General features: G+C 62.6%; 27 protein-coding genes and 1 pseudogene. 8 read left to right on the forward strand and 20 right to left on the reverse strand.

The window, feature by feature from the left end:
- Window positions 1-58: 58 nt before the first annotated feature.
- The gene (locus tag TX23_RS00870; RefSeq protein WP_057700616.1) at window positions 59-625 is read right to left on the reverse strand and encodes a DUF3156 family protein; all 567 of its coding nucleotides are present in this window, start codon (window positions 623-625) and stop codon (window positions 59-61) included.
- Window positions 588-2,087 carry an APC family permease gene (locus tag TX23_RS00875; RefSeq protein ID WP_057700617.1) on the reverse strand — a complete coding sequence of 500 codons (1,500 nt, stop codon included), beginning with the start codon at window positions 2,085-2,087 and terminating at the stop codon, window positions 588-590. The genes TX23_RS00870 and TX23_RS00875 overlap by 38 nt, the downstream gene beginning before the upstream one ends.
- 217 nt (window positions 2,088-2,304) lie before the next feature.
- Between TX23_RS00875 and TX23_RS00880 the strand changes: the two genes are divergently transcribed.
- Window positions 2,305-3,627, forward strand: coding sequence for an alginate export family protein (locus TX23_RS00880; protein WP_057700618.1), 1,323 nt, complete (start codon window positions 2,305-2,307; stop codon window positions 3,625-3,627).
- A gap of 32 nt (window positions 3,628-3,659) precedes the next feature.
- On the opposite strand, the pseudogene TX23_RS00885 reads toward TX23_RS00880, so the two are convergent.
- A pseudogene (locus tag TX23_RS00885) lies at window positions 3,660-4,133 on the reverse strand (flavin reductase family protein); the annotation flags it as partial.
- A 59-nt stretch (window positions 4,134-4,192) separates the two neighbouring features.
- Window positions 4,193-5,362 (reverse strand): p-hydroxyphenylacetate 3-hydroxylase oxygenase component, encoded by a 1,170-nt coding sequence (locus tag TX23_RS00890; protein WP_057700620.1) that lies wholly within the window; start codon window positions 5,360-5,362, stop codon window positions 4,193-4,195.
- A gap of 236 nt (window positions 5,363-5,598) precedes the next feature.
- Here TX23_RS00890 and TX23_RS00895 point away from each other — a divergent pair, with 236 nt between their 5' ends.
- From TX23_RS00895 to TX23_RS00905, 3 genes are all read left to right on the forward strand, one after another.
- Window positions 5,599-7,086 carry an aldehyde dehydrogenase family protein gene (locus TX23_RS00895; RefSeq protein ID WP_057700621.1) on the forward strand — a complete coding sequence of 496 codons (1,488 nt, stop codon included), beginning with the start codon at window positions 5,599-5,601 and terminating at the stop codon, window positions 7,084-7,086.
- A 458-nt stretch (window positions 7,087-7,544) separates the two neighbouring features.
- Entirely contained in the window at window positions 7,545-8,018 is a 474-nt protein-coding gene (locus TX23_RS00900; RefSeq protein WP_057700622.1) for an Sbal_3080 family lipoprotein, read from the forward strand.
- A 306-nt stretch (window positions 8,019-8,324) separates the two neighbouring features.
- Window positions 8,325-8,600, forward strand: coding sequence for a DUF6124 family protein (locus tag TX23_RS00905; protein ID WP_057700623.1), 276 nt, complete (start codon window positions 8,325-8,327; stop codon window positions 8,598-8,600).
- Window positions 8,601-8,760: 160 nt separating this feature from the next.
- On the opposite strand, the gene TX23_RS00910 is transcribed toward TX23_RS00905, so the two are convergent.
- The 4 genes from TX23_RS00910 to TX23_RS00925 form a co-directional block, all read right to left on the reverse strand.
- Complete coding sequence (locus TX23_RS00910) at window positions 8,761-9,693, reverse strand: pyridoxamine 5'-phosphate oxidase family protein (RefSeq protein WP_057700624.1); 933 nt, start codon at window positions 9,691-9,693, stop codon at window positions 8,761-8,763.
- Between the two features lie 80 nt (window positions 9,694-9,773).
- Window positions 9,774-10,658, reverse strand: a complete 885-nt coding sequence (locus TX23_RS00915; protein WP_057700625.1) for a LysR family transcriptional regulator — start codon at window positions 10,656-10,658, stop codon at window positions 9,774-9,776.
- Window positions 10,658-11,578 carry a LysR family transcriptional regulator gene (locus TX23_RS00920; RefSeq protein ID WP_057700626.1) on the reverse strand — a complete coding sequence of 307 codons (921 nt, stop codon included), beginning with the start codon at window positions 11,576-11,578 and terminating at the stop codon, window positions 10,658-10,660. Before TX23_RS00920 ends, TX23_RS00915 begins: the two co-directional genes overlap by 1 nt.
- A 16-nt stretch (window positions 11,579-11,594) precedes the next feature.
- Window positions 11,595-12,227 carry a glutathione S-transferase family protein gene (locus TX23_RS00925; RefSeq protein ID WP_057700627.1) on the reverse strand — a complete coding sequence of 211 codons (633 nt, stop codon included), beginning with the start codon at window positions 12,225-12,227 and terminating at the stop codon, window positions 11,595-11,597.
- A gap of 216 nt (window positions 12,228-12,443) precedes the next feature.
- On the opposite strand from TX23_RS00925, the gene TX23_RS00930 reads away from it, so the two are divergent.
- Window positions 12,444-13,529: an aldo/keto reductase gene (locus TX23_RS00930; RefSeq protein WP_057700628.1), complete on the forward strand. Its 1,086-nt coding sequence runs from the start codon at window positions 12,444-12,446 to the stop codon at window positions 13,527-13,529.
- Between the two features lie 69 nt (window positions 13,530-13,598).
- Here the strand turns inward: TX23_RS00930 and TX23_RS00935 are convergent, their stop codons facing one another.
- Window positions 13,599-14,018, reverse strand: a complete 420-nt coding sequence (locus tag TX23_RS00935; protein WP_057700629.1) for a response regulator — start codon at window positions 14,016-14,018, stop codon at window positions 13,599-13,601.
- Between the two features lie 166 nt (window positions 14,019-14,184).
- Between TX23_RS00935 and TX23_RS00940 the strand changes: the two genes are divergently transcribed.
- From TX23_RS00940 to TX23_RS00950, 3 genes are all read left to right on the forward strand, one after another.
- Window positions 14,185-15,021, forward strand: a complete 837-nt coding sequence (locus tag TX23_RS00940; protein ID WP_057700630.1) for a 5'-nucleotidase, lipoprotein e(P4) family — start codon at window positions 14,185-14,187, stop codon at window positions 15,019-15,021.
- A gap of 111 nt (window positions 15,022-15,132) precedes the next feature.
- Complete coding sequence (locus tag TX23_RS00945) at window positions 15,133-15,690, forward strand: helix-turn-helix domain-containing protein (protein ID WP_057700631.1); 558 nt, start codon at window positions 15,133-15,135, stop codon at window positions 15,688-15,690.
- A gap of 85 nt (window positions 15,691-15,775) precedes the next feature.
- The gene (locus TX23_RS00950) at window positions 15,776-16,348 is read left to right on the forward strand and encodes an HD domain-containing protein (RefSeq protein WP_057700632.1); all 573 of its coding nucleotides are present in this window, start codon (window positions 15,776-15,778) and stop codon (window positions 16,346-16,348) included.
- Window positions 16,349-16,452: 104 nt separating this feature from the next.
- Here TX23_RS00950 and gspD read toward each other — a convergent pair whose 3' ends face one another.
- Genes gspD through TX23_RS01005 form a run of 11 tightly spaced genes read right to left on the reverse strand, consistent with a single transcriptional unit; the run spans window position 16,453 to window position 26,034 of the window.
- Window positions 16,453-18,579 carry a type II secretion system secretin GspD gene (gene gspD, locus TX23_RS00955; protein ID WP_057700633.1) on the reverse strand — a complete coding sequence of 709 codons (2,127 nt, stop codon included), beginning with the start codon at window positions 18,577-18,579 and terminating at the stop codon, window positions 16,453-16,455.
- A 5-nt stretch (window positions 18,580-18,584) separates the two neighbouring features.
- The gene (locus TX23_RS00960) at window positions 18,585-19,085 is read right to left on the reverse strand and encodes a hypothetical protein (protein ID WP_057700634.1); all 501 of its coding nucleotides are present in this window, start codon (window positions 19,083-19,085) and stop codon (window positions 18,585-18,587) included.
- Window positions 19,082-19,684, reverse strand: a complete 603-nt coding sequence (gspM, locus tag TX23_RS00965; RefSeq protein ID WP_057700635.1) for a type II secretion system protein GspM — start codon at window positions 19,682-19,684, stop codon at window positions 19,082-19,084. Before gspM ends, TX23_RS00960 begins: the two co-directional genes overlap by 4 nt.
- Window positions 19,659-20,651 (reverse strand): type II secretion system protein GspL, encoded by a 993-nt coding sequence (locus tag TX23_RS00970; RefSeq protein WP_057700636.1) that lies wholly within the window; start codon window positions 20,649-20,651, stop codon window positions 19,659-19,661. The genes gspM and TX23_RS00970 overlap by 26 nt, the downstream gene beginning before the upstream one ends.
- Window positions 20,648-21,349, reverse strand: a complete 702-nt coding sequence (locus TX23_RS00975; RefSeq protein ID WP_057700637.1) for a hypothetical protein — start codon at window positions 21,347-21,349, stop codon at window positions 20,648-20,650. The genes TX23_RS00970 and TX23_RS00975 overlap by 4 nt, the downstream gene beginning before the upstream one ends.
- A complete protein-coding gene (locus TX23_RS00980; RefSeq protein ID WP_057700638.1) occupies window positions 21,346-21,954 on the reverse strand; it encodes a prepilin-type N-terminal cleavage/methylation domain-containing protein in 609 nt (202 codons plus the stop codon). The genes TX23_RS00975 and TX23_RS00980 overlap by 4 nt, the downstream gene beginning before the upstream one ends.
- Window positions 21,951-22,283 carry a type II secretion system protein gene (locus TX23_RS00985; RefSeq protein ID WP_057700639.1) on the reverse strand — a complete coding sequence of 111 codons (333 nt, stop codon included), beginning with the start codon at window positions 22,281-22,283 and terminating at the stop codon, window positions 21,951-21,953. Before TX23_RS00985 ends, TX23_RS00980 begins: the two co-directional genes overlap by 4 nt.
- Window positions 22,280-22,705 (reverse strand): type II secretion system protein, encoded by a 426-nt coding sequence (locus TX23_RS00990; RefSeq protein WP_057700640.1) that lies wholly within the window; start codon window positions 22,703-22,705, stop codon window positions 22,280-22,282. Before TX23_RS00990 ends, TX23_RS00985 begins: the two co-directional genes overlap by 4 nt.
- Window positions 22,706-22,712: 7 nt before the next feature.
- Entirely contained in the window at window positions 22,713-23,123 is a 411-nt protein-coding gene (gene gspG, locus TX23_RS00995; protein WP_087149468.1) for a type II secretion system major pseudopilin GspG, read from the reverse strand.
- Between the two features lie 20 nt (window positions 23,124-23,143).
- On the reverse strand, window positions 23,144-24,340 hold the full coding sequence (gene gspF, locus TX23_RS01000; protein ID WP_057700642.1) for a type II secretion system inner membrane protein GspF: 1,197 nt from the start codon (window positions 24,338-24,340) through the stop codon (window positions 23,144-23,146).
- On the reverse strand, window positions 24,337-26,034 hold the full coding sequence (locus TX23_RS01005; RefSeq protein WP_057701126.1) for a GspE/PulE family protein: 1,698 nt from the start codon (window positions 26,032-26,034) through the stop codon (window positions 24,337-24,339). The genes gspF and TX23_RS01005 overlap by 4 nt, the downstream gene beginning before the upstream one ends.
- Window positions 26,035-26,092 lie beyond the last annotated feature (58 nt).

Genomic DNA, 26,092 nt, shown 5'->3' on the forward strand with positions numbered 1-26,092 from the left:
ATCTATATACACGCAACAACAACCTGTTTGCCCTTTGCAGAAGCACTAATGATGCCAATCACAGCGTCGACAGCGCCCGCTTGATTCCCGCCAAGGCCGCCAGTAGATGGTTGCGTTGCTCAGGGCTGACAGCAATGTAACGCCGAAACGCTGGCATCCGGTTGACCACCTCGCTGCCGCCCATATGCTCCAGGCGCACGCACCATTGCCCGTCCTTGAGATCAATGCGCAGGCGCTTGAAATCCAGGGGCATCAGCGCTTCGAACAACCTGTTGTCGGCCAGCAAACGCGCCTGTAGCTCGCAAGCCATGGCCTGGCTGCCGGAACGCCGGCGCACGCGGATACCGTTGCGCCGAATAGCGCCACCGTGGTGCACATCGAAGCTGCCCGCCCCTTCGGTGGACGTGGGTACATGCAAGACGAATTCAGTCATCACTACATGCATCAGCAACTGCGATTCGGTGCGCTCGACAAGCTCAAACACCAGGCCATTCACATCGAGCGTCGCCAGGCCCAGATCCCGCCGCAAGCGCGCCAGGGTCACCCCGGGTCGATAACCGCTCGGTGCACGGTCTGCGCTGAACAGCTCACACAGTTTTTGCCGCAAAGTCGTTATAACCGTCATGGACAGGCCCCGGTTCGTGGCTGAATTCCTTGGCCAACACCTCCTCAACGCAGGCGGGCTTGAAGGGGTTGACCTTCTGTACCACCAGGGTCCAGAACAACGCATAGGTAGCCGTCACGCCGAGCATCACCCCAAACGGCACATAAATGTCGGCCGGGTTCATGCCTGGCGGGGTGATAAACCACATACCCAGCAGGATGCCGATGCTGGAGACGATCTGCGGCAGCGGGAACCACGGCGAGCGATAGGCCCGGGGCAAGTCCGGACGCCGAATGCGCAGGATCACCACCGACAGTGTCACCAGCAGGTAAGCAAAACTCCACGCGCACACCGCGGCCAGCACCAGGTGCATGATGTTGTCGGTATTGCCGCCCAGGTACAGCGCGTGCAGGCACGGGATCAGCATCGCTACCAGAATGCACAGCAGCGGCGTCTTGAAGCGCGGGTGCAGGTAGGTGAACACCTTCGGCAACGCACCATCCACCGCCATGCCGTAGAGGATGCGCGGCACACCAGCCATCAAGGTATTAATGGTCGCAGCACCGGCGAAAAGAAATCCGATACCCAGCCACAGCGGCCCGATCTGCCCCATCACTTGCTCGGCAAACCGAGGGATGGCCATGGGTGTGTCCAACAGGTGCACCCCTGAAGCTGCGTCGAGCACCACGTTCTCCACCTGGCGTTTCATCGCGGCGCCATAGATGAACATGCAAGTCGCCACGCCCATCAGCCCGAGCATCATTGCCCGAGGCATGACCTTGGCCGATTGGCGCAGGTCTGGTGCCAGCGGGGTCACGAACTCACAGCCGACGAACATGAACATCGCCATGCCCACCAGCGACAGCACGGTGACCAGGTCGGTGCCCACCAGCGACTCACCGAACCAGCCATTCAACTGCACCGCCGGTGCGGCGATCAGGCCCAGTACACCAAACACCATCAGGGTGGTCCACATGCCGAACGTGAGGATGATCTCCGCCCGGCCAAACGCGCTGACCCCAAAGGCATTCAGCACGCCGAACACCAGCACGAACCCCACGCCCAGCAGCCATGAGCCGCCGGCCGATTCTGCCAGGGTATTGAGGTGTTCAAAGTTCACCAGGGCCATGACCCCGGCGAGGATGGTTTCAGCGGTGCCGGCGAACACATGCACGATCAGGTACGCCGACAAGGTGCCAGTGATTGCAAAGAACCGGCCCATGCCGCAGTTGATGTAGTCGTACACCGAGCCGGTGGTGGGCAGCATCGAGGCGGCCTCGGCGAAAGTGGTCGCCTGGGCCAGCATCATCACCACGGCGATCAGCATCGCCAGGGCAAAAGCGCTGCCGCCGATACCGAAACCCATGGTGGCGGTGAGGATCACCGGGCTTGCCATGATCAGGCCGATGGTGCTGGCCAACGCGGTGGGGAAACCTACCGTGCCCCGGTTGAGGTGCGCAGTGAGTCGGTCGTTGATCGACATGGTGGGGTCCTCGAAAGCGGTTTTTTTAGTGTGTCGGCACTCTGCGCCCCACCTGGCTCGATCGTCTTGCCCCTGTCTGCCGAAGGTTTTGTTGCTGCCTGCCACGGCGCATCGCCTGGCGGCCAGGGTCAACTGCCTGGCACGCATATGAAAGACTTGGCCCGCGACCGCTCGCCCTAATGCGCCCTCACTCTTAACCAAGATGGGGACAATAACAATGGAGCACACAGTGAAAAACCGCCGCCTGCGCCAGGCGGTCGTGGTGGGCATTGCGCTGCTGGTCGGCCAGGCCCAGGCCATCGAGTTGTATGCCGATCCCGACACCCAGGTCACCGGCAACTTCCTCGCCGTGTACGGCCTGTTCAATAGCCCGAAGAACTATGATGGCCGCAGCGGCGGCTCCACCTGGCGCGAGGGTTTCATCAAGTACGGCCTGAGCGTCGAGCAGCGCCTGGGCAACCTGGGCGGCGTGTACGGCACGGCGAACCTGGTGAGCTCCGGCACCTGGGGCGACGGTGACGCGGCGGGGTTGACCAACGGCACCGAGCGCACCACCAAGTTCGATGAAGCCTTCGCAGGCTGGCGCTCCGGCGAGCTGTTCCCGGCGCTGGGCACGGATGGCGTAGACCTGTCGTTTGGCCGCCAGATCATCATGCTGGGCGACGGTTTCATCATCAACGACGACGGCCCCAACCTCGGCAATGGCGTAGGCGACGGCGAGTTCAACCGTGGCGGCGCCTACTACATCGCTGCGCGCCACGCGTTCGACAAGACTGCGGTGATTCGCCTGGGCGGCAAGGACGGCGTGCATGGCAGCCTGATGTGGATCAAGTCCGACAACCGCGCCCAGGCCCTGACCGAAATGGCCGCCGGGACCCTGGAGTACAGCACCGCAGCGGGCACCCTCGGGCTGACTTACCTACACGGTATTGATGTAGATGAGCGCTTTGCCACCGACCTGCAGCGCCAGCGCAACGGCATGAACCTCTATAGCCTGCGTGGCGCGGGCAATGCAGGCATCGACAACGCGCACTTCGCCTTTGAACTGGCCCGTCAGGACCGGCGCGACAGCCAGCAAAATGCCGGTTACGCCGAAGCTGGCTACACCTTTGCCGAGCTGCCGTGGTCGCCCGACCTGACCTACCGCTACGCACGTTATTCGAAAAACTGGGACAGCCTGTTCTCCGGCTTCAATCGTGGCTACGGCACCTGGGTACAGGGTGAAGTGGCGGGCAACTATTCAGGCCCATTCAACAGCAATACGGCGGTGCAGCACGTGGCGCTCAAGGTCAAGCCGCTGGAGAACGTCACCCTCGGTGCGCTGTTCTTTGACTACAACACCGTCAGTACCCGCGACCAACCCAACCTGGATGGCCGCGAACTGGACCTGTACGCCGAATGGGCCGTGAACGACCACCTGATCATCACGCCGCTGCTGGGCCTGTACAAACCCGCTAAAGCGGCCGACACCGGCGGTAACCAGGTCGGCGGCAACGGCACCAATGTCTACAGTCAGTTGGTGGTGGCCGTACCGTTCTGAACCGCTTCGGGCGCGCATGGACGCAGCGCCTGCACCTGGGCGTAAGCCCCCTGGTGATACAACAACGGCGCACGCCCGAAGTCATCGAACGCCACCACCTTGCCGATCATGATCCAGTGGTCGCCGCCATCGATCTGCTGGTATTTCTCGCAGTGAAAGCGCGCCGAGCAATCGGCGAATACCGGCGAGCCGCCCTGCCCCGGCTCGTACTCGATCAGGGCGAAACGGTCTTCGCGGGGGCGCGCAAAGTTGTTGGACAGGTGCACCTGGTCCGCCGCCAACACATTCACCGCAAAATGGCTGGCCTCCTCGAACACTTCATGGCTGTTGGAGCGTTTGTCGATGCTCCACAGCACCAGCGGCGGGTCGAGGGATACAGAGTTGAAACTGTTGGCGGTCACACCGACCTTGCGCCCGGAAGCGGTGGCGGCGGTGACAACGGTTACACCGGTGGCGAAGTTGCCGAGGGCGCGGCGAAAGGCCCGTGGGTCGAAAACGTCAGACATGCAAGACTCCCGGGTGGCCGTCAGTGGCCGCCCTTATTGTTATCGGGTGATCAACGCGGCTACACCATGCTCGGGTCGGGCTCCAGGCCCATCAGCTCACGGCCGAGGATCTGCGCGCACACGTCGTAGTCGGTATAGGCATGGGCGCCGGTCATATGGGAATCGCGGAACAGGCGCTGCATTTCGTTGTGCTCGAACCAGGCATTGCCGCCCGCAGCGGCGAACAACCGGTCTACTGCTTCGATGCACATCTTGGTGGCATAACCCTGGTTGGTGCGCCAGAACGCCAGGGTTTCTCGCGTGGGGTAACGGTGGGCGGCGCTGTGTTCGGCGTGTTCCTGCCAGGTTTTTTCCAGGAACGCCCGGGCGGCGGCCACCTGGTGGGTGGACTCGGCCAGGCGCATCAACGCCGGAGTGGCGGCGCCGACGGCGGCACCGGTATAGGCGCGCACCCGGGTCCTGGTTTTTTCGCGGAACACCTCAAGCATACGCTCGGCCACACCGAGGCTGACGGTGGAGAAGCCACTGGCGAAATACGGCCGATAGGGTGCATAGAAAATCTGGCTGTCGGGGTAGAGGCCAAAACCTGCGGACTTGCCTTCCATCATGTCCCTGGCCTTCTGAATACGGTGCTCGGGCACCCAGGCGTTGTCGATGATCAGGGTTTTGGTGCCGCTGCCTTTCATGCCCGCTGCGAACCAGTCGTCACGAATCTGATAGTCACTGCGCGGCAACACGGCAAAGCAGTAATCCTGGGTGCCCTCGGCGTTCTGGCGACGGCAGCCGACAATCGCCCACTCGCCATGGTCGCAGCCGCTGCTCCAGCCCATTTCGCCGCTCAAGTGCACGCCGCCCTCGCCTTCAGTGATGCGCCCGAACGGCGCAATACTGCTGCTGGCCGTGGCATCCGGGTTGGCGCCCCAGATTTCCTCCTGCAACTGGGCCGAAAACAGCGCCAGTTGGTGGCTGTGTGTGCACAACAAACTCATGGCCCAAGCGGTACTCGCACAACTGCCGGCGAGCAAAGCGATGCAGTCGGCGAATTCGGGCAGCGACAGCTCCAGGCCGCCGAAGGCCTTGGGCTGAAAGGCACGGTGCAGGCCGATGCTTTTGAGCAGTGCGATATTTTCATCCGGTACCTGGCGCAGTTGCTCGGCACGGCTGGCATTCGCGGCAATGGCCGGTAAAAGGGGTTTGAGGTCTTCAAGGAGCGGGTTTGGCTTTTTCATGGACGGCCCTGCTTATTATTGGAAGTCCGACAGGCGCTCCGAAGTGCGGAACGGCGCTGGATGCAGGGCCAGTATCGAACGGGCCGTACAGGCGGGAAATGCACGTTCGGCAGGCAAGCTTGTACTTTTCACAGGCGCGGCAGGCACAGGCATAAAACCTGGCAGGCACAGTCAAGCCGCTTATCGGTGCGTTGGTTACCCTCGGGTTTTCTTTTGTGAACTGCCAGGAACCTGCCATGAGCGATACCCCGCTGTTGCCTCAAGTCGAAGCCTTTTTGCGTCGCCGCCATGGGCTGTTTATCGACGGTGTCAGCGTGCGCAGCCACGCCGATCAAACCCTGAACATCATCAACCCCGCCAACGGCCAGGTAATCGCCGAAGTGGCCGACGCTGACCTGGCGGATATCGACGCCGCGGTCGCTTCCGCCAACCGTGGTTTCCAGCAATGGTCCCAGGCCGCGCCCGCCATCCGTGGCAACGTACTGCTCAAGTTGGCCGATCTGCTGGAACAGCACCGCGAAGAACTGGCACAGATCGAAACCTGTCAGTCGGGCAAGATCATCCAGATTTCCCGCGCCTTCGAGGTCGACCAGGCTGCGCACTTCCTGCGCTACTACGCCGGCTGGGCCACCAAGCTCAGCGGCCAGACCTTGGCCCCCTCTCTGCCGTCATTCAATGGCGAGCGCTACACCGCCTTCACCCTGCGTGAGCCGGTGGGCGTGGTGGTGGGCATCGTGCCGTGGAATTTTTCCACGATGATCGCCATCTGGAAGCTGGCCTCGGCGCTGGTGACCGGCTGCAGCATTATCATCAAGCCCAGCGAATTCACACCGCTGACCCTGCTGCGCATCGCCGAACTGGCCATCGACGCCGGGCTGCCGGCGGGTGTGCTCAACGTGCTGACCGGCGGCGGCCATGTCGGCAAGGGCCTGGTGGAACACCCCGGCACGCACAAGGTGTCCTTCACCGGCTCAGTGCCCACCGGCATCGCCGTCGGCCGCAGCGCCATGGGCGCCGGGCTCACCCGTGCGACCCTGGAACTGGGCGGCAAGAACGCCGCCGGCTTCCTGCCGGATATGGATGTAGACAAGGCAGTGGGCGGCATCATCGAAGCCGGTTTCTTGCACTCCGGGCAGATCTGCGCGGCGGCCGAACGCTTCTTCGTGCACCGCTCACAAATCGACGCCGTGCTGGAAAAACTCACCGCGCGCCTGAGCCGCCTGAACATCGGCTCGCCCCTGGACGAACGCACCGAATTCGGCCCGCTGACCCATCAGCAGCACCAGCAAAAACTGCTCGGCTACTTCAACCAGGCCCGCGCCGAGAACAACACGATCATCCACGGCGGCCACCTCCTCGACCGCCCCGGCTGCTACGTCGAACCCACCGTAATCCTTGCCAACCACCTGCACGACACCCTGCTCAACGAAGAAACCTTCGGCCCCATCGCCACCTTCCTGCCCTACGACGACGAAGACGAACTGCTGGCGCTGATGAACCACGGGCCCTACGGGTTGAGTGCCAGCCTGTGGACCAACGACCTGGGCAAGGCCCTGCGCATGATCCCGGCGATCAAGGCAGGCACCTTGTGGGTGAACATGCACACCCTGCTCGACCCGGCGGTGCCGTTTGGCGGCAGCCGGTCTTCGGGGGTTGGGCGGGAGTTTGGCAGTGCGTTTATCGAGGATTACACCGAGCTTAAATCGGTGATGATTCGGTATTGAATGGCTGTAGGAGCGAGCTTGCTCGCGAAAAACCCGCAGGCGCCGCGCTTACTCAGGAAGCCCGCGTTATCGTTGACGTTTTTCGCGAGCAAGCTCACTCCTACATGGGTTATTCAGCGTACCCGCAATGGCGCGCTTGTCGGACCGCTCTTACGCAACTTTCGGGTTGCGTCCGATGAGCCTCGCCGCTAGCCTTCGCGGGTCGCTGCAAAATCAGCGAATGGGTGTGGTAGCCCAGTTATTTCATAGACCCCGAAACGCTCAAGGGCGTTTTTTTATGCGGGCTGCTTTGTGGCGGCTGTGCATGGGAGGCTTCGGCCTGCCGGGTTTCTATGACCGGTCTACCACTCCGTGTACAAACCCCCTCCCACATTCGATCTGCTGCACCCGAACCATCGTGCTCGACGCTGGACGATCACTGCTATCATACAGCCACTACTTATGGCATGGAGGTCGCTATGCGCCAGGTAACAACCCTCGCTTGCTTACTGGTATGCAGCGCCCTCACCGGCTGCAGCATCACGCAAACCGTCACGCCCGTCCCCTCCTCGACTGTTCACTCGCCTGAAATCTGCATGATCCCCGCTGCCGGCTTGCGTGAAGGCTTCAACACCACCTACACAGCCCAATTGCGCAGTAAAGGCTTTCAAACCCGCGAGTTACCGCCAGGCACCCCGCCCGCCAATTGCGCGCTTTCGACCACTTACATCGGTACATGGAGCTGGGACATGGCGTTGTATATGAGCTTCGCCGATATTCAGGTGTTCGAGAACGGTCGTCGGATCGGACAGGCACTGTATGACTCAACCTCCGGCGGCGCCCGAATGGGCAAGTTTATTGATGCACAAAGCAAGATCATCGAGATGACCAACCAACTGTTTCCCCACACTGACTATGGCAAAACTGCGGGTCAGGCCAACCGCCTTCCATAGACTGAATTCGTCAGACGGCTCTTACACAAACTTCGGGTTGCGTCCGATGAGCCTCGCCGCTAACCTTCGCGGGTCGCTGCAAAATCAGCGAACGGGTGTGGAAGCCCGAACTCTCCAGGCGTATAAGCGCCCATAGCCTTAGCGGGCGCTTTTTTCATGCTCGCTATAAAGTGTTATGGCGGCTGTGCGCGGGGCACTTTCGAGTGCGCCGGGGTCCTGGAGTCCGGTCTTCCACACCTGCGTACAGTCGCCACCCCATCATGTGGAAGTGATTGTGGCGGCTCCTCTAACTCCAGGAGCAACCGTATGAAAAAAGTCACACCCAATCCCCCGTCATCCCCCTCGGATGACAACCCGCAACTACCTCCCGATGTCATCTTCACCGTTCGCCCCGGACTCAGCACTGAAGCCGCCTTGAGCAATGCCAGCGAAATGCTGGAGTCAGCGACTGTCTGTGCCTACGACTGTGCCGAACAGCTTGACGGTCAGCGCCGCAAGCACGTGCTGGCTGTGGTGCAGATGATCGAGATTGCGCAGTTGCTGGTCGATGAAGCGCTGAACCGGGAATGCCCGGCGGCCTGATGAGCAAACGCAAACTCAACAGGCAATGACGTTCCCCTGTGGGAGGGGGCTTGCCCCCGATTGCGGTGGGTCAGTCACAGATGTGTTGGCTGACACTGCCTCATCGAGGGCAAGCGCCCTCCCACATTTGATCTGGCTGTGCCAGGGAGCGGGTGACAGGCTACCCGATGCCCATCGCCAGGCTGTGCGGCGAAAACTCAGCGAATTGCCAACGCAAGGCCAAGGCTGCCGGGCGGCGGACCATGTGCTCCACCGTCACCGTCCACAAGCGCTGCGCGCCTGCAAACTCAGCCACTTGCGGCCCGCTCAGGATCAACGAAGTACGCCCGGCCACTTGCAGCACGTCGCCGGTCTCAAAATCCACAAACAATAACCCTGCCACCGGATTGGCGTGCAGGTTGCCAAGGGTGTTGAAGAACAGGTTGCCGGCAAAATCCGGGATGGTCAGCACGTTACCCTCCACCCGCACAAACCCCGTGTTGCCGCCGCGATGGGAAACGTCCACCGAGCGTTCGCCGTGCTGGTCGATGTAGCTGGCGACGAAGAAGGTGTCAGCGTTGCGGATCAGCGCTTGTGCAGCAGCGTCCAGGCCATTGCTGCGCTCGGCAGCGTTGCCGGGTTTGCGTGCAATCCCGGCGACGGGGCGCAGTTGGATGTACTTGGGGCAATTGCCAAAGGTGTGCACCACCTCGACCGCCAAGCCTTCTTGATCAAGCATTCCAATCCGGCCATTCATGCGGTTGCGGCGGCGGGTGTTGAGGTCGATGCCCAGCAGGCCGATCGCCGCGCCATCCGTTACCCCGGCCCAGGCAGGATCGCTTTTGGCGGGCAGGCTGTCGATCTGCAGCGTGTGTGGATCCGGTGAATGCGCGAACCCGGGTGCGCCTTCCAGCATCGTCGCCCAGGGGATGCCTTGTTCGTCCACCACGCCCGCGATCAAGTACGGCAACAGAGGATAGAAATCGCGGTGCTGCTCAGGCAGATGATCACGAATGACCTTGGGCCCGATCATGGCCATGCGTTCAGAGACGCCGGCACTTTCCTGCATCTGTCGTTCGCCGACATGCCAAGGGGTTGCTTCAATCGAGTGCATGGCGCTCACCTCCGGTTAGATACTGAAGATGCTGCGCCCAAGCCGTGATAGAGAGAACGCCCACCCTGGGCAATCCACTATTACGCCAACTGAAACGCCGGATGCTCGCGCATCGCGGTGACGCAGTAGTCGACAAAGCTGCGCACGCGCATCGACGCATGACGGCCTTCGCGGTAGACCACATGCACCGGCTGCGGCGGCAACTCGAAGGTAGGCAACAGGCGCTGCAACTGGCCGCTCGCCAGGTGTTCGTGCAGCGGGTAACTCAAGGCTCGAATCACGCCCGCCCCCTGCACCGCCGCATTGATCGCGCCTTGGACAGTGGCGCAACTCAACCGGGCGCGGGCCTTGAGGGTGTAATGCGGGAAATCCCAATGCACCGGGTCGGCGCTGGCAATCAGATGATGCTGCTTGAGTTCAGCCGGATGCCGGGGTTCGCCCCGGGTCGCCAAGTAAGCGGGGCTGGCACAGACGACAGTGCGCACCTGCCCGACTTGCCGCGCAATGAGTGACGAGTTGGGCAACTCACCGATCAGCACCGCTACGTCCAACCCCTCTACGTGCAGGTTCGGATAATAGTCGTGGTAATGAGCGATAACACGCACCGCCGGGTAGCGATCCGCATAATCGGCCAACAGCGGCGCCATGACATAGCGACTGAACAGTAACGGCACAAATATCCGCAGGTCGCCCTGGGCCTGCACATGCAAACCTTTGGCCGAGGCCTCGGCCGCGTCCAACGCAGCCAGCAGACGCACGCAGTCGGCAAGGTAAGCCTGGCCTGCGTCGCTCAGGCTGACGCCGCGGGTACTGCGATGCAGCAACACCACATGCAGGCGTGCCTCCAGGCGCGCAACTGCACGAACCAGGGTCGGGCCGGAGACCTGCGCATGGCGCGCCGCCGAGGCCAGGCTGGGTTGCCCGGCCAGCGCGGCAAACAGCTGCATATCGCGATAACGCTCCATCAGGCGCGCTGCTTCGTCGCCGGGTTCAGGGCCGCGTCCTGCCCGAGGCGCTGACTGAGGAAATCCACAAAGGTATTAACCTTGGCCGGTACGCGGCCGTTTTGCTGGAACACCACGTGGATCGGCAGCGGCGCTGGTTCGAAATCTTCCAGCACCAGCTCCAGCTCACCCGCCGCCACCGCTGCTGCGACTTGATAGGACAGCACCCGCGTCATCCCCCAGCCCAGACGCGCCAGGTTGATCGCGGCATTGTTGGCCGTGACCACCAGGCGTGGCTCGATCGGTACCTTCAGCGGCTGGCCGGCGTCAATGAATGCCCACTCACTGACCAGTTGGCTGGAGGATGAGGTGACGAGCTTAGCCTCACACAACTGCTCAGGCCGCTGGGGGCGCCCGTGCTGGTCGAGGTACGCCGGCGATGCGCACACCACCCGTCGCACTTCGCCGACCTTGATCGCTTGCTGACCGGATTGCTGCAGGTGGCCGATGCGCACCGCCACGTCGACACCTTCGTCGGTCATATTGACCACCCGATCAACCAGCAAGGCGTTGATATTTACCAAGGGAAAACGGTCCAGATAATCCCCCAGCACCGGCGCCACATACAGTTCGCCAAACAACACCGGTGCGGTCACCGTCAACTGACCGCCCGGGATGGAGTAACTGCCCGCCGCCGCTTCTTCGGCCTCGTCCAACTCGGCAAGGATGCGTCGGCAATCTTCCAGGTAACGCTGGCCGGCTTCGGTCAAGTGCAGGCTGCGCGTAGTGCGGGCCAGCAGCTGCGTACCGATGCGCTGCTCCATAGCGGCAATGGCGCGAGTCACGCTGGGGGGCGAGGTTTTCAGGCGGCGCGCAGCAGCGGCAAAACCCTCCTCCTCGGCCACGGCCAGAAACACCTGCATCTCATGAAATCGATCCATTGGCGCCCCTCGGTTGTTATTGCGATTGCAGCCCCACTGCCGTGCGCGGCATACCGACAAACCCCGGCAAGGCTTCGATGCTGGCGAGCCAGGCACGAACCTTAGGGTAGTCGGCCAGCGACACATTGCCTTCCGGCGCATGGGCCACGTAGGTGTAGAACGCGATGTCGGCAATGCTGGGCTGCTCACTGGCAAGAAAACGGCTCTGCTTCAGTTGCTGCTCCATCACGCTCAGCAAGGCATGGGCACGCTTGATTGCGCTGACAGTATCCACCTCAGCGCCAAACACCGTGGCCAAGCGCGCCGTGGCAGGCCCGGCATGGAGTTGACCGGCGGCGGCCGACAGCCAGCGTTGTACCCGCGCTTGGCCAGTCGGATCGCTGGGCAACCATTCGCCGTTGCCGTAGACAGTGGCGAGATAAACCAGGATCGCGTTGGAGTCGGCCAGCACCGTGCCGCCGTCGTCGATCACCGGCACCTGGCCGAAGCTGTTGAGGTTGGCGAGGAACTCAGGTGCTTTATGGGCGCCCTGTTTGAGGTCCACGAGGATGAATTCGCTCGGCAAGCCCAGCAGAGACAGCATCAGCTCGACTCGGTGGGAGTGACCGGACAGGGGAAAACCGTAAAGTTTGATCGCGGACTGGGTCATGTAAAGCTCCAAAGGAAAAGGTAGCGACGCCAGGCATATTCCACTGCTGCCTTATTCGGCGGAATGACCAGAAATAACAATCCAGCATTTCACCCAATGAAACAATCCTTCATTGAAGCCGCCTCACGCTGGGAGCGAATGCGTTCATAAAAAAATTCAAACTATCGCCCTCCCCATCGTTCACACCTTCACGTGCAACGTTAAGTAGGAGGCGATATGCAATACCGACAACTGGGTCATTCCGGCCTGCTGGTCTCGGAAATCATCCTGGGGACCGTGCCCTTTGGCGGTCGGGCAGAGTTCGAAAAGTGCGGCGCGGTGGACGTGCCCTTGGCCAGGCGCATGTTCGATATCGCGTTCGATGCCGGGGTGAATATGGTCGACACGGCCGACCTTTATTCCCATGGCCTGGCCGAAGAAGTGGTCGGCAAGGCCCTTGGCGACAAGCGCAACGACATTCTGCTGGCGACCAAGGGCCGCAGCCCGGTGGACCAGAACCCAAACAATTCCGGCTCATCGCGCTACCACCTGGTTCGCGCCTGTGAGGCCAGCCTGAAGCGCTTGGGCACCGACCATATCGACCTGTACCAAGTGCATAACTGGGACGGCATGACGCCGATCGAAGAAACCCTCGAAGCGCTGCGTCTGTTGGTCGGCTCGGGCAAGATCCGCTACTTCGGCACCAGCAACTTTACCGCCTGGCAGATGATGAAAACCCTGGGTAAGGCCGAACTGCACGGCATGCTCAAGCCCATCACCCAGCAGATCTATTACACGCCGGAGTCCCGCGAAGCCGAGTATGAGTTGCTGCCGCTGGCCCTGGACCAGCAGGTCGGCACGTTGGTGTGGGGCCCGATGGGCGAAGGCTTGCTGACCGGCTCGACTCGCCGCGGGCACCAGCCGCCGGCCAATACGCGCCAGGGCAGCGGCTGGCCGGAGCCCTATGTGCATGACCGTGAGCGCGCTCTGGACATTATCGAAACCCTCGCCGCCGTCGGTGACGAGCACGGCGTCTCGGTCGCCCGCACCTGCCTGGCCTGGCTCAAGGATCGCCCGGGGATCACCTCGTTGATCGTCGGTGCGCGTACCGAAGAGCACCTGCGTGACAACCTCGCCGCGACTGAGCTGAAGCTGACCGAGGCACAGTCGTCACGTATCGAGGCGGTCACCCGTCGTCAGCCGTTGTATCCCTACTGGCATCGCTTTACGGCCGGGATCGATCGTTTTGATCCGGCCGAGCAGCCGTTCCTGGCCGAGCATCAAAAGACTATGGATGCGCGCAAGGGCGATGGGCAAGGTTGATTTGCTATCGTGCGCTGCCGCCGTTCATGGCCGACATGATCTTTCATGTGTTGGTACGTGACACGCAGATCAATGTTCGCGCGACATCCCGGCGGCACGCGCCATGGCCGCCGGGTCGAGCATCTCCAGGCAGCGGCACAGTGAGATGAAATCCGGTGATTGCGACAGGGGCAGATGCAGCGTCTGCCTGGCCGATACCGACACCACCGAGCGCTGTGCACATTGCCCGTCATAGATCAGCGCGTGGCGGATCATGGGGTTGTCACGGCAGTAGTTGAGCAGGTCGATCTGCCGCGAGCGTACCAGTGTGGTGTTGATGATCAATAAGTCGAATGTCACGCCGCCTGCGCGCGTCAACGCCTGAACCTCGTCGAACGAACTCAAGGGGGCGATCCGGTAATAACCCAACTGATTGAGCATTTTCTCGATCTTGTTGCGCTCCAGATGCTCACCATCGGCGATCAAAAAACGTAACGCTTTATTAGGCATAGGCAAACCTGGCAGGTGGGCATCAACGTGGATCACTCAACGCAGCACACACTACCCGCCCAGGGTAAGGCGTGGCTCTAAGAAGATTCTGAAATCGCACTGAGTTGCGCGCCGTGAATTAGACTACTGTGCTGACCACGCCCGACGATCTTCGAGACCCAGTCCCATGCGCACCCTGTTCTTCGCCAGCCTCTGTTTGCTTACCACGGCCCTTGCGGGCTGCCAGCAACACCCACCGGCCAACGACCAACTCGACGCCGTGCTCTGGACCCAGACGTCCATCGAGCACGAGATGATCTACCGCCAGCTCTTCGCCAACGCCACCCGCCAACTCGATGTAGCGCTGGCCGACCCCAACTGGGACGCACTGCCTTTACCTGCGCGCAAGCTGGCCGGCCTGCCGCCGGCGGTGATTGTGGATATCGACGAGACGCTGTTGGACAACGTGCCGCTCAACGCTCGCGACATCATCAACAATCAGGTCTATTCCTACGATCGCTGGAATACCTGGGTCGAGCAGGCCAAGGCCGAGGCACTACCGGGTTCCGTGGCGTTCCTGCAAACGGCCAGGCAAAAAGGCATCAAGGTGTATTACCTCACCAACCGCGAGCACAGCCAGGTCGCGGCCACGGCCAAAAACCTGCGTTTGCGCGGCTTTCCGATAGAGAGCGACGCACAGATCCTGGCGGCCAGCACCCCCATCGGCCATTGCGAAAGCGCTGGCTATGGCAAGAACTGCCGTCGCCAGTGGGTCGCCAGCCAAGCCCGCGTGTTGTTGATGGCCGGTGACTCGCTGGGAGATTTCGTGCAGGCCGAACACAACACCCTGGCTGCGCAGCGCAAGGCCGTCGAACCCTATGTGAACTGGCTGGGGCAGCGCTGGTTCCTGCTGCCAAATCCGAGCTACGGCAACTGGTACAGCGCGCCGTATGGGGACGATGAGAAGTTGCCGTTTGCGCAGAAGCGCAGGCTCAAGCAGCAGGCATTGTTGTTGCAGGAATAGAGAGTAGCCCCCTCCCACATTAGAAAACCGAGAGCCGTTCATCCCACTCATTTGCACCATGGCCCTCTTGTCATCACACTCGTCATCCAGCCGCCGACTCAGGAATCACGAATGCCTCACTCGTTGCTCAAGCCTGCCTTGCCCGGCGTTGCGATGCGGCGATGGCGTTTGCTGCACCGCATCAAGCAAAGTCATACAGCGCAGTTGTTCAACGTCACGCAATCGACTGTTTCGCGCTGGGAAAGTGGCGTACAAGCGATGGATCCGGCCGCGCACCAGCAGCTTGAGCAGTTGTTGGCAGCCCGGCTTGATGCAGCCGCCGATCAGGCATTGGCTCGGCTGGTCAGTGAGAGCTCGCAAGCCATGCATCTGGTGTGCGACCTGACGCACCGCCTGCTCGCGTGCTCGCCCTCCCGCGCACGCCAGTTCAGCAGCCCGCTCGCCGAGCTTATGGGCCAGTCGTTGTGGCGCCTCGCAACACCGCAAATCCAACTGATCGAAGCCAGCCTGGAGCACACCGGCTGGCGCGAAACCCAGGCGCCACCGGCTCTTGAGTTCGCCACTGGAAGCAACGATTCCAACCTCGTGCCCATCCACCCAAGCCTGTGTCGTTGGACACGCATGACCCTGAGCGATGGCAGCGCAGCACGCCTGGTCGAAACACTCTAAAGCCCGCCGCGCATATTTTATGCGTGGACGATCTGCACTCCCGCACCTAGGCTTACCTGCACAATCGACCTTGCGGGGCAGCAGCATGGACATGGAAAAAATCAAAGGCCGTCTCGATTTTCTGCGCGAGGCGGAAAAACTCAAGGATGTGCTCAGAAGTGCCCACACGGCTTCGGGCCGCACTGAAAGCACGGCCGAACACAGCTGGCGCCTGTGTCTGATGGCGATGGTGTTCGCCGATCAATTGCCCGGCCTGGACCTGCTGAAAATCCTCAAGATGTGCGTTATCCATGATTTGGGCGAAGCCATCCACGGGGATATTCCGGCAGTTAGCCAGGCGGCCTTCCCCAACAAGGGCGAACAGGAACGGCGCGATCTGCTGCTCTTGGCGCAGTCCCTGGACAGCCCCCTGAAAGCCGAGATCCTGACGTTGTGGGATGACTACGAGAACGCGCTTTCGCCGGAAGCAAAAGCCGTCAAGGCCATGGACAAACTTGAGACTCTGCTGCAGCACACCCAGGGGCTGAACCCGCCCGACTTCGATTACGCCTTCAACCTGGCCTACGGCAAAAAACACACGGATGCCGAACCCTTGTTCGAAGCGCTGCGGGCGTTGATCGATCGGGCGACAGAGCAAAGGCTTCACGCCGCAGAGTAACGCCTGTCATCTCAGCGCCCGGGGAGCAATCACCTCCACGTTCACCGACGCCAGCCACTGGAACCGTCTGTACTTCAGTGCTGGATAAAAATGTGGGAGAGGGCTTATTGGCCGGGTCGCAACAACTGCATCTGCTGGCGATAGTCATCCGTCACCTGCCGTGCCTGGCTGCTGCTGGTAATCACCCTCGGCGTGATCAATACAATCAACTCCGTACGGTCCCTGGACTTGCCAGTGTTGCCAAACAGCCACCGCAACCCCGGTATCTTCGCCAGGTAAGGCACGGCACTGACGCTCTCGGCATTGTCTTGCTTGATCAACCCGCCGAGCAACACCGTCTGCCCACTCTGCACCGCCACCTGGGTCGATACCGAACGCGTGGAAATGCGCGGGTTCACCGGCGTCTCACTGCTGCCCGCCGGGTTCTGGGCATCACTGACCTGCTGCTGGATATCCATGTACACCAGCCCGCCCGGATTGATGCGCGGCACCACATCCAGGATCACCCCGGTCTGTACATATTCGACACTGCTCAAGGTGGTGTCGGCGTCACCGGTGTTGACGGTGGTCTGGCTGATGGGAATGTTATCCCCCACCTGGATCTGCGCCGGCTGGTTATTCATCACCACCAGCGACGGCGCCGACAGCACCTGGGTACGGCCGTTGGTTTCCAGGGCGTGCAAGGCCACTTGCAGGTTGGAGCTGACAAAGGAGTAGAACAACGAATCCGCCGCCCCCAGCCCCGCCCCGCCACCGCCCAGGGCGCCATGGCTGCCGGAGGCGTTGGCCACCGTGGTGCTGGTGGAATTGCCGGCCAGGCGGCCGAGGTACCATTGCACGCCCAGGTCCAGTTCACCGGTGAGCTTGACCTCCAGGATGCGGGTCTCGATCTGCACTTGCAGCGGTGGGTTATCCAAGCGTTTGATCGCCGCTTCGATCTCTTTCCATTGCGCCGGGCGAGTGCGTACCAGCAGTTGGTTGCTGCTCTTTTGCGCGGTGATGCGGGTGCCGGCTTCGAGATCGCTGGTGGCGGGCGTCTGGGTGTTGTCGGCGGGTTCGGATTCGGCTTCGTCGGGGGCTGGCGCTGGGACATTGGCCTGCAACCCTGCGCTGGTAGACGAGGACAAGGTGGTGGTACGCAACCCTGGCGCGACCTTGGCCGGTGCGTCGTCCTTGATCGCGCCATTGCCGTAGATCTGCCGCAGGTATTTGGCCAGGTCGGCGGCCTTCATATTGCGCACGTCGTACACATACATCTGCGGCTCATTGCCGCCGCCTTCGTCGATGGTGCGGATCCAGTCACCCACCTCGCTGAGGTACTCGGGCTGAGACGAAATCGCGACTACCGAGTTGGTGCGCTCGACCGGCAAAAACCGCAACATGCCCGCCAGGGGGGTGCCGCTGTCGGCGCCGAACATGGCTTGCAGCTCGGGCATCAGTTCGGCTACCGAGGCGCGTTGCAGGCCGAAGACCGCCACCGACATGCCCTTGAGCCAGTCCACATCGAAGGTGTCGATGGTGTCCTGGTAGTTGGCCAGCTCTTCTGCGGTGCCGGCCAGGCTCAGTACATTGCGCGCCGGGTCGACCAGCAGAAACGCGTTCTCTCGGGCGAAAGGCTTGAGCAGTTTCTGCATCTCGGTGGCCGAGATGTAGCGCAGCGGGAAGAGTCGCGCCGAGAGGCCGCTGGAGGGCTGCGCCACGCGTATCTGCGGCACCAGCTTGCCCGCTACCGCCTGGCTGGCCGGTAGGATCACGTAGCGGTTGCCCTGCTTGATCATGGCGTTGTCGGTCCAGGACAGCAGGGTTTCGAGAATCGACAGGGCCTGCTGCTTGTCCACCGGCTTGGAGGTGGAGAAGCTGACATTGCCCTTCACGCCCTCGGCGATGCTGTAGTTCTCGTGCAGCAGGTCGCCCATCACGCTGTTGATCACCGCTTCGATGGGCTGGCCCTGAAAGTTGAAGACAATGTCGCCGCCCTCCTCACCGGATTTCACCGGCGCGTCAGGTTTACGTACGAACGTCTGATTGCCACGAATCAACTGGCGCTGCGGTGGCGACTTCGCCGCGGGCAAAGGGCTTTGCATCGCAGGCTCCTCATTGAGCGGGCGTTGCGAACCGGTGCCTTGCAGCGCCTCGTTCAGCAGCTGGTCGTCCGGATCAAGGCGGTCGGGTAAGGATCCACAGCCGCCCAGAGAAACGGCAGTGGCCAGGCAAAACAGCGAAGTGCGCATATCGATCAAGGGAGGGGCTCGCGGGGATGGGAAATCAGGGGTAACCGCTTGCCATAGAGGCTCAGGGTCTGGGTGCGCCCGTTGAGGGCGAAACGGGCGTATTGCGGGGTCAGGTGTTCCAGGCGCCAGCCGTTGGGCAGCGTCTGGCCCAGGCGCACCGTCAGGGGTGGGCCGCCAGCGTGTTTGAGCATGGCCATTTGCAGGTTGCCGGTGATCATGATGCCGCTGAGGGTCAGGTTGGCCAGGCTCGCCACCCGGGTCTTGCCGACCACGCTGTCCGGGCGTCGATCGGGACTGAACAGCGGCGTCTGCCAGGTGCTGGCGAGTGCTTGCAACGCTGGCACCGGTGCGGCCTGCACAGTGACGGCAGGCTGCGACGTCACAGGCGCTTGCGGCAACCATCGTGGCTGATCACCGATGCTGCTGAGGATCACCGCCATCAGCACGCCCAATAGCCCGGCCAAGCCGAGCAAGCCCCACTCCAGGGGGCGCAGTGCACCGATCATGGCGCCACCCGCGCCGGTTGCAGGTAGCCACGCACCAGCAGTTGGACCGCCAGCTTGCCCGCACCACCTGTGGCCGGTGCCTGTTTGCTGCGGCGGATGCGCAACTCATCAACAAACAGAAACGGCGGCTGGTATTCCAGCGCGTGCAAGATTGCGGTCAGCGGTTCGATGGCGCAGTTGAGCGTGAGGCTGACCTTGACCTGCCGATAGGGCTCGCTGTCGTCCTGTTCGGTGGTGATGGGCTTGCGCTGGGTGAGGGTACAGCCGCCGCCAAGGTTGGCGTGGCTGTTGATCAGGTCGGCCAGGCGCTGCATCAGGTCGGCGGCGACCACATCGGGGTCATCGCCTGGCAACAGGCTGGCGCTGCTGGCCGGGTCTTGCCGCGCCTGCTCAAGCTGCTCGCGCAATGCATCGCCCTGGCGCAACACGCTGGCGTAGCGTTGCTGCTGTTCACGCAGCTGTTGGGCCTGTTCGCCCATGGTGCGCAGCGGGCCGGCGAACCAGCTGTCGATCAACAGCCAGTAGGCCGCGCCGAGCACCACAGCCAGGAGCAACAAGGCTGCGCCGCGACGTTCACGGGGCGTCAGGGGTCGGTGCATCGGCGGCCTCCGGGCGTAAATGGGCGCGCAGGGCAAACTGGTCCTTGCCGGTGCGCGCATCGGGTTGAATGACCCCTTCGAATTGGGCATTGTCCAATCGTCGGCAGCCTTTGATGCGAGTAATCAGGCCGCTGGCCTTGGCGCTTTGGCCAGAGAACGTCACCTCAGTGCCCTTGACGTCCAATTGGTCGAGCCAGGTGTCGGCGGGCAGGCAGGTGGTCAAGTCATTGAGCAGCGCAGCCAGGGGCGGTTGCGCGAGTTTGCGCTGGGTCAGGTACTGCGCCGCGCCGCGGGTATTGAGCAGTTGCTGGCGCAGGGCGTGCACCTGGGCGACCTGGGCTTTTTGCTCCTGCACGGTGGTGTGCATGGCGTCGAGTACGCGCTGGCGGTCGTTGAGCCACAGCAACATGGCGGCGATCAGCAAAGCGCCGCATAGCCATGGCAGGCTGCGCTGCAAATCCTTGCCGGTGCGGCGTTGGCGCGGGCGTAAGGGTGCCGGCAGCAGGTCAACGCCCAGGCCCGCCACATCGACGCGATGGGGGTGCAGCCCGAGGGCAGCGCAGTCGCTGAGAATCCGATCCAGACGCTCGCGCAGGATCGCCACCAGCGTGACCTCAAGATGGGTGGATGTGCGTTGCTCCTGCCGCGCCACGAAGTACAACTGCTCTGCATCGAACGGGGTGTAGCGGTCCAGTTCATAGCCGACCACCACCGTGAGGTTGCGCGCGGCAGCCAGGGGCAATTGCAAGCGTTGCTGCAGCACCACATCAGGGCCGAGCATCAGCACCTGGCGGGCGTTGCCGGGGACAACCGGCGCCGTCAACGGCCAGTGATGCACCTGTTCAGGCGCCTCTTGCAGGGCCAGCCAGCTCGGCACACAGCCGCGCAGCTCCGTGAGCCACAGGCGCCAGCCTTGTTGCAACAGACTGCCGCGCCACTGGCGGGCGATAGGTTCGAGTCGATTCATTCTTGCCACCGCACCACCCGATAGGGCTGTGCACGGTCCTCCGCTGGGCTTAATAAGACGGTGAGTTGCAGGCGTGCCTGATAGCCGCCGGGGCGCTCGGCGCGGCTGTCGATTTCCAGCACCCGGCCGGGGTCGGCACCCTCGGCGTTTTGGCGTGGCAGGTTTAACGCCTTGCGCATCAAGGGGCTGGCAAATGCCGGATCGGGTCGATCCAGGTCGCTCCACAAGGTGATTTCCGGCAGCAATTGGCTGTACAGCGCCTGAGTCATACCGGGCAGCTGCCGCACTTCTTCCAGCACCCGAAACGGCGCCAGGCCCTGATGGCGACGAGCCTCAAGCGCCTGCACCAGTTGCCGGGCCTGGGCCGGATCAGCGCCGCAAGCCAGGGCCAGGTGCAGCCAGTCTTCGGGGTCGGCGTTAACCAGGTACAGCTTGCCGCGCTCACTGCGCAGGCGCACCTGCAGGCCGGCGTCGTCGAAGATCAGCGTGATGACACGCCCGTCCGCCACCCAGTGCCGATCAGCCATGACCTGGGCAATACCGGCTTCGGCGGCCAGGAGCGTCTGGGTGTGCTGGCGATACCACAGGGCCTGGCGACTTTGCAGTTGCACCCAGCCAGCCAAGCCGCCGAGCAACAGGCTAAGCAAGGCCAGTGCCCACAGCACCAGCAACAGCGCCGCTCCGCGTTGGCGCTTCACTGGTCACTGCTCGCGCTGCCGAGGTTCAGGCGCAGGGCAATCACTTGGGTCAGCCACGGCACCGGCCCGTTGACGCTGGCGTTGATGCGTACTGCGGCGGGCAAGCGCCTGGGCCAGGGCCATGCGCTCAACCAGCCGGTGGGCTGGCCCAAGGGTGATACACCGCGATAACTCAATTGCAGCGCCTGGACGTCATGCAGCAACACCTGCGGTTCAGCGAGCTGGGCGTTGGCAGCTGACTCGGATTGCGAAAATGTCACCTGAACATCCTGCTTTACCCGTTGCAAAGTAAAGCGCTGGATGCCACCGCCGAGCACCCCGGGCAAGGTCGCCACAAACTGCACGCGTTCAGCCGTGCCGATAAAAAAACCCTCGGCCTGGCTGTCGTCTTCAGTGATGTCCAGGGGCAACGCCTCACTGATCGCGGTGCGTAAAAACTGTTGAGCGGTGCGCATTTCATCCAGGTTGGCGGTGTAACCCTGGGCTTTGGCCACCGCACGATTGGCACCCAGCAAAGCAGCGCTAACCAGCAACAACAACATCGAAAGCAAGCTGAGCACCACGAGGATTTCCAGCAAGGTGAAGCCCTGCTCGCGGCGCTTCACAGGCGGGCCTTCAAGGTGCTGAAGCGGGCCTGATGCGCGCCTTCCCGCAGGCTCAGGTCCAGACGAAACAGATGGGGCTGTTGCCGGGTGCTGGTCAATTGCCAATGGATACCATCGAGTTCGCCCTGCCAGGTGCCTTCGCTCAATGGGCCGGCGGCTTCCTGGTCCAGCAGCGTGAGCGCCGCCTGGGTCAGCCGGTCACTGTGGGCGACCTGGGCCAGCGAGCGCGCACTCTGGCCAAAGGCAACCAGCAACACACTGCTGCACACCGCCATCAACGTCAGGGCGGCGAGCATTTCCAGCAGGGTAAAACCGGCCTGATGCTTCATGGCAGCGCCCTGGACTGCACGCTACCGGTGAGCCAGCCGATGTCGATACGCCAACGCCGGGCGCCGCTGGCCAGCAGCAGGTTGCCGCCGGTGGAACTGCCATCGGGGTAGAACACCACGGCGGCGCCCGTCTGCTCGGCACTGTGCAGCGTCACCTGCAACGGTGCCTGCCAGTGTTGCGGCGCGCGCCCCGGGGCGCGAAATGTCAGGCGTTGCAGGTCGAATTCGGTACGCGCCGCCTGGCCGCTGACGATCGCACCCGCCCGCGTGGCGCGCAGTGCCTCGACCATCTGCCCCACCACGCGCCGCTCCTGGGCCACTTGCAGCCCCTGGCGCACACCCAGCCCCAACAACGCGGCCGCAATGCCGATCAATACAATGACCACCAGCATTTCCAGCAAGGTAAAGCCGCGCTGGCTCATGGGCGGGTTATTCCCAGTTACCCAGGTCGGCACTGTAGCCCTCGCCGCCCGGTTGACCGTCCTGGCCGTAGAAGATCAGGTCGAAGGCGCCGTGCTGGCCGGGGAAGCGATAACCGAACCCGTGGCCGAACGGGTCTTTCAACTCCGAAGGCTTGGCATAGGGGCCCGCCCGGCTGGCCGCATTGGCGGGCTTTTCAAGCAACTGTTTCAGGGTGTTGGGCGGCGCTCCCACATCCAGGGCGTAGCTGTCGATCTTCATACTCAAGCTCGCCAACTGCGCCTTGCCCGCGCCGTATTTGCCCTTGTCCACATTGCCGCCGACCTGGCGCACCACAATGGTTGCGACAATGCCCAGCAGCACGATTACCGCGAGCATTTCCAGCAGGGTAAAGCCGTTTTGGCGGTGCCTGGTTCTCATTGATTCCACTCCATGAAGGTTCATATATGGCTGGTAAGGCTCATCAGCGGCAGCATGATCGCGAGCATGATGATCGCCACCAGCACCGCCATGATCACGGTCAGGCTCGGCACCAGCGCAGCGAGCAGGCGGTCGATAGCACGCTTGGCCTCGACGTCGAAAATGTCGGCGACCTTGAGCAACATGCCCGGCAGTTCACCGGCGTGTTCGCCGACTTCGATCATTTGCAGAGCCAGTTGCGGCAACAGCGGTTGGCTGCCAAACGCCTCCGCCAGGGTGCCGCCGCCTTTGACCTGTTGCGCCGCCGACGCCACTTGCGCCTGCAATGCATGGTTGCTGCAGACCTGCCGAGCGATCACCAGCGCGGGCAGCAATGCCACGCCATTGCTGAGCAAGGTGCCGAGGGTGCGGGTCAGGCGTGCGGCCTGCACCCGTTGCAGCAGCGGGCCGACCACACGGATGCCCAGCAGGCGGCGGTCGTAGCGTTCGCGGCGGCCGGGCTCGCGCAGGCGCGCCGTCAGGATCCCTGCACTGGTCGCCAACCCGGCCAACAGCACCAGGCCATAAGCCGACAAAAACTCCCCAAGCCCCAGGATCACTTGAGTGATCAGCGGAATCGGCACGCCCAGGTCCTGAAAAATCGGCACAAATTGCGGCACCACATAGGCCAGCAACAGCGCCAGGGAACCCAGTACGCCCACCACCAGAAACGCCGGGTAGATCAACGCGTTGATTACTTCGCCGCGCAGTCGCTGGCTGCGCTCCAGGTAGTCGCTGAGTTGGCGCAGGGTGTCTTCCAGCGCACCACCGGCTTCACCGGCGCGCACCATGCTCAGGTACAGCGGTGAAAACGTGTCGCCCTCTTGCTCAAGCGCCGCCGACAGCGGTTTGCCGGCCTTGACTTGGTCGCGGATACGCTCGATCAAGGCCTGTACCTGAGGTTGGCCGGGTTGTTTGAGCAGCAGGTTCAACGAGCGTTCAAGGGGCTGACCGGCGCCGAGCAGCGTCGCCAGTTGCTGGGTGAAACTCACCAGCGCTGCGCCCTTCAACGGCCCGCGTACCCGACGTAGCGAGGCACTGCCCGCCGTTTCGATATGCAACAGCAACCAGCCACGCTGGTGCAAGACGGCGACAGCGGCAGCCTGGTCGGCAGCTTGCAGCGTACCGCTCTGAGCGGCGCCCTGGCTGTCCAGAGCACGGAACTTGAACAACCTCACGCGTCCTCTCCACGGGTAACACGCAGCACTTCTTCCAGGGACGTGACACCTGCCAGCGCCTGACGCAAGCCGTCTTCATACAAGGTGCGCAAACCGCCGCGGCGCGCGGCCTGCTCAAGGGTGGCGGCGTCGGCGTGGGCCATCAGCAGGCCGCGCAACTCGTCGTTCATCACCAGCAATTCGGTGAGGGCGCTACGGCCATGGTAGTCGCCGTGATACAGCAAAATCGGGCGCTGCTCGGTCAGGCGATCCAGGCCATGCTCCTTGATCAGCGCAGGCGGCGCCTGGAACGCAACCCGCGTGGCCGGGTCCAGGCGCCGCACCAGGCGCTGGGCGAGAATGCCACTGACGGTGGAGGCGATCAGGTAGCTTTCCACGCCCATGTCCAGTAAGCGCGTGATGCTCGCGGCCGCGCTGTTGGTGTGCAGGGTTGAGAGCACCAGATGGCCGGTGAGTGAAGACTGGACGGCAATGCGGCACGTTTCCAGGTCGCGGATTTCACCGATCATGATCACGTCCGGGTCCTGACGCACGATGGCGCGCAGCGCTGCGGTAAAGTCCAGGCCGATGGCGGGCTTGACCTGGATCTGGTTGATGCCTTCAAGCTGGTATTCCACCGGGTCTTCCACGGTGATGATCTTGCGTTCAGCGGTATTGAGCCGCGACAAGGCGGTGTAAAGCGTGGTGGTTTTGCCCGAACCGGTGGGCCCGGTGACCAGCAGGATGCCGTGGGGCCGCTCCAGCAGATCAAGGAAGGCTGCCAGGCGCTCGCCGTCAAAACCCAGGCAGGGAAAGTCGAACTGCACGGTTTGCCGGTCCAACAGGCGCATCACCACCGACTCACCGAAGCTGGTGGGCACCGTAGACACCCGCAAATCCAAAGCCTTGCCCTGAATGCGCAGCATGATGCGCCCATCCTGGGGCACGCGCCGCTCGGCAATATCCAGGCGCGCCATGATCTTCACTCGCGAGATCACCGCCGCCGACGAACTGGCGGGCGGCGCTTCGGCGTCGTGCAGCACGCCGTCGATGCGGTAGCGCACCTTGAACTGGTTTTCGAAGGGTTCGATATGGATATCCGAGGCGCGTTGTTCCACGGCGCGTTGCAGGATCAGGTTGACCAGGCGAATCACCGGCGCTTCGGAAGCCATGTCTTTGAGGTGCTCGATATCTTCGAGGGCGCCGCCCTGCTCATCGAGGTTTTCGATCAGCGTGCCCATGGCCGAACGGCCCTGGCCGTAGTAACGCTCGATCAGGCTCTCGACATCGGTATGCGCGCCGATGGCAAGCCAGACAGGCACTTGGCAGGCATAGGCCAGGGCCTGAAACGGATACAACTGCGTCGGGTTGGCAGCCAGCACGCGCAGGCCGCCCTCGTCCCAGCCCATGGGCACCAGGTGGTAGTGACGCAGGAAGCGCTCGGTCACGGCGGGCAACGGGTCGAGCAACGGCGGCGCTGCGTCGACCGGCAGCAATGGCGCAGCCAGCAGATCGGCCCAGGCGCGGGCCAGTTCGATTTCCGACACCAGACCCAGGCGCGTGAGTAAACCCAGCAGGTCGAGAGGGTCCCTGGATAAGCGCCGGGCGCGTTCCAGATCCAGCGTTTTCAGCCCGGCGTGCTGCATCAGCCACGCGCACACCTGGTCGGTGTGCGGGATGTGCATCTTGCAAGCATCGATGGGGGCTGGCGACATCATTGAGGAATATCTAACGTTGCGAAAAGTATGGCTATTTGGAACTACCGAACAATGC

The organism is Pseudomonas paralactis, from assembly GCF_001439735.1.
Lineage (GTDB): Bacteria > Pseudomonadota > Gammaproteobacteria > Pseudomonadales > Pseudomonadaceae > Aquipseudomonas > Aquipseudomonas paralactis.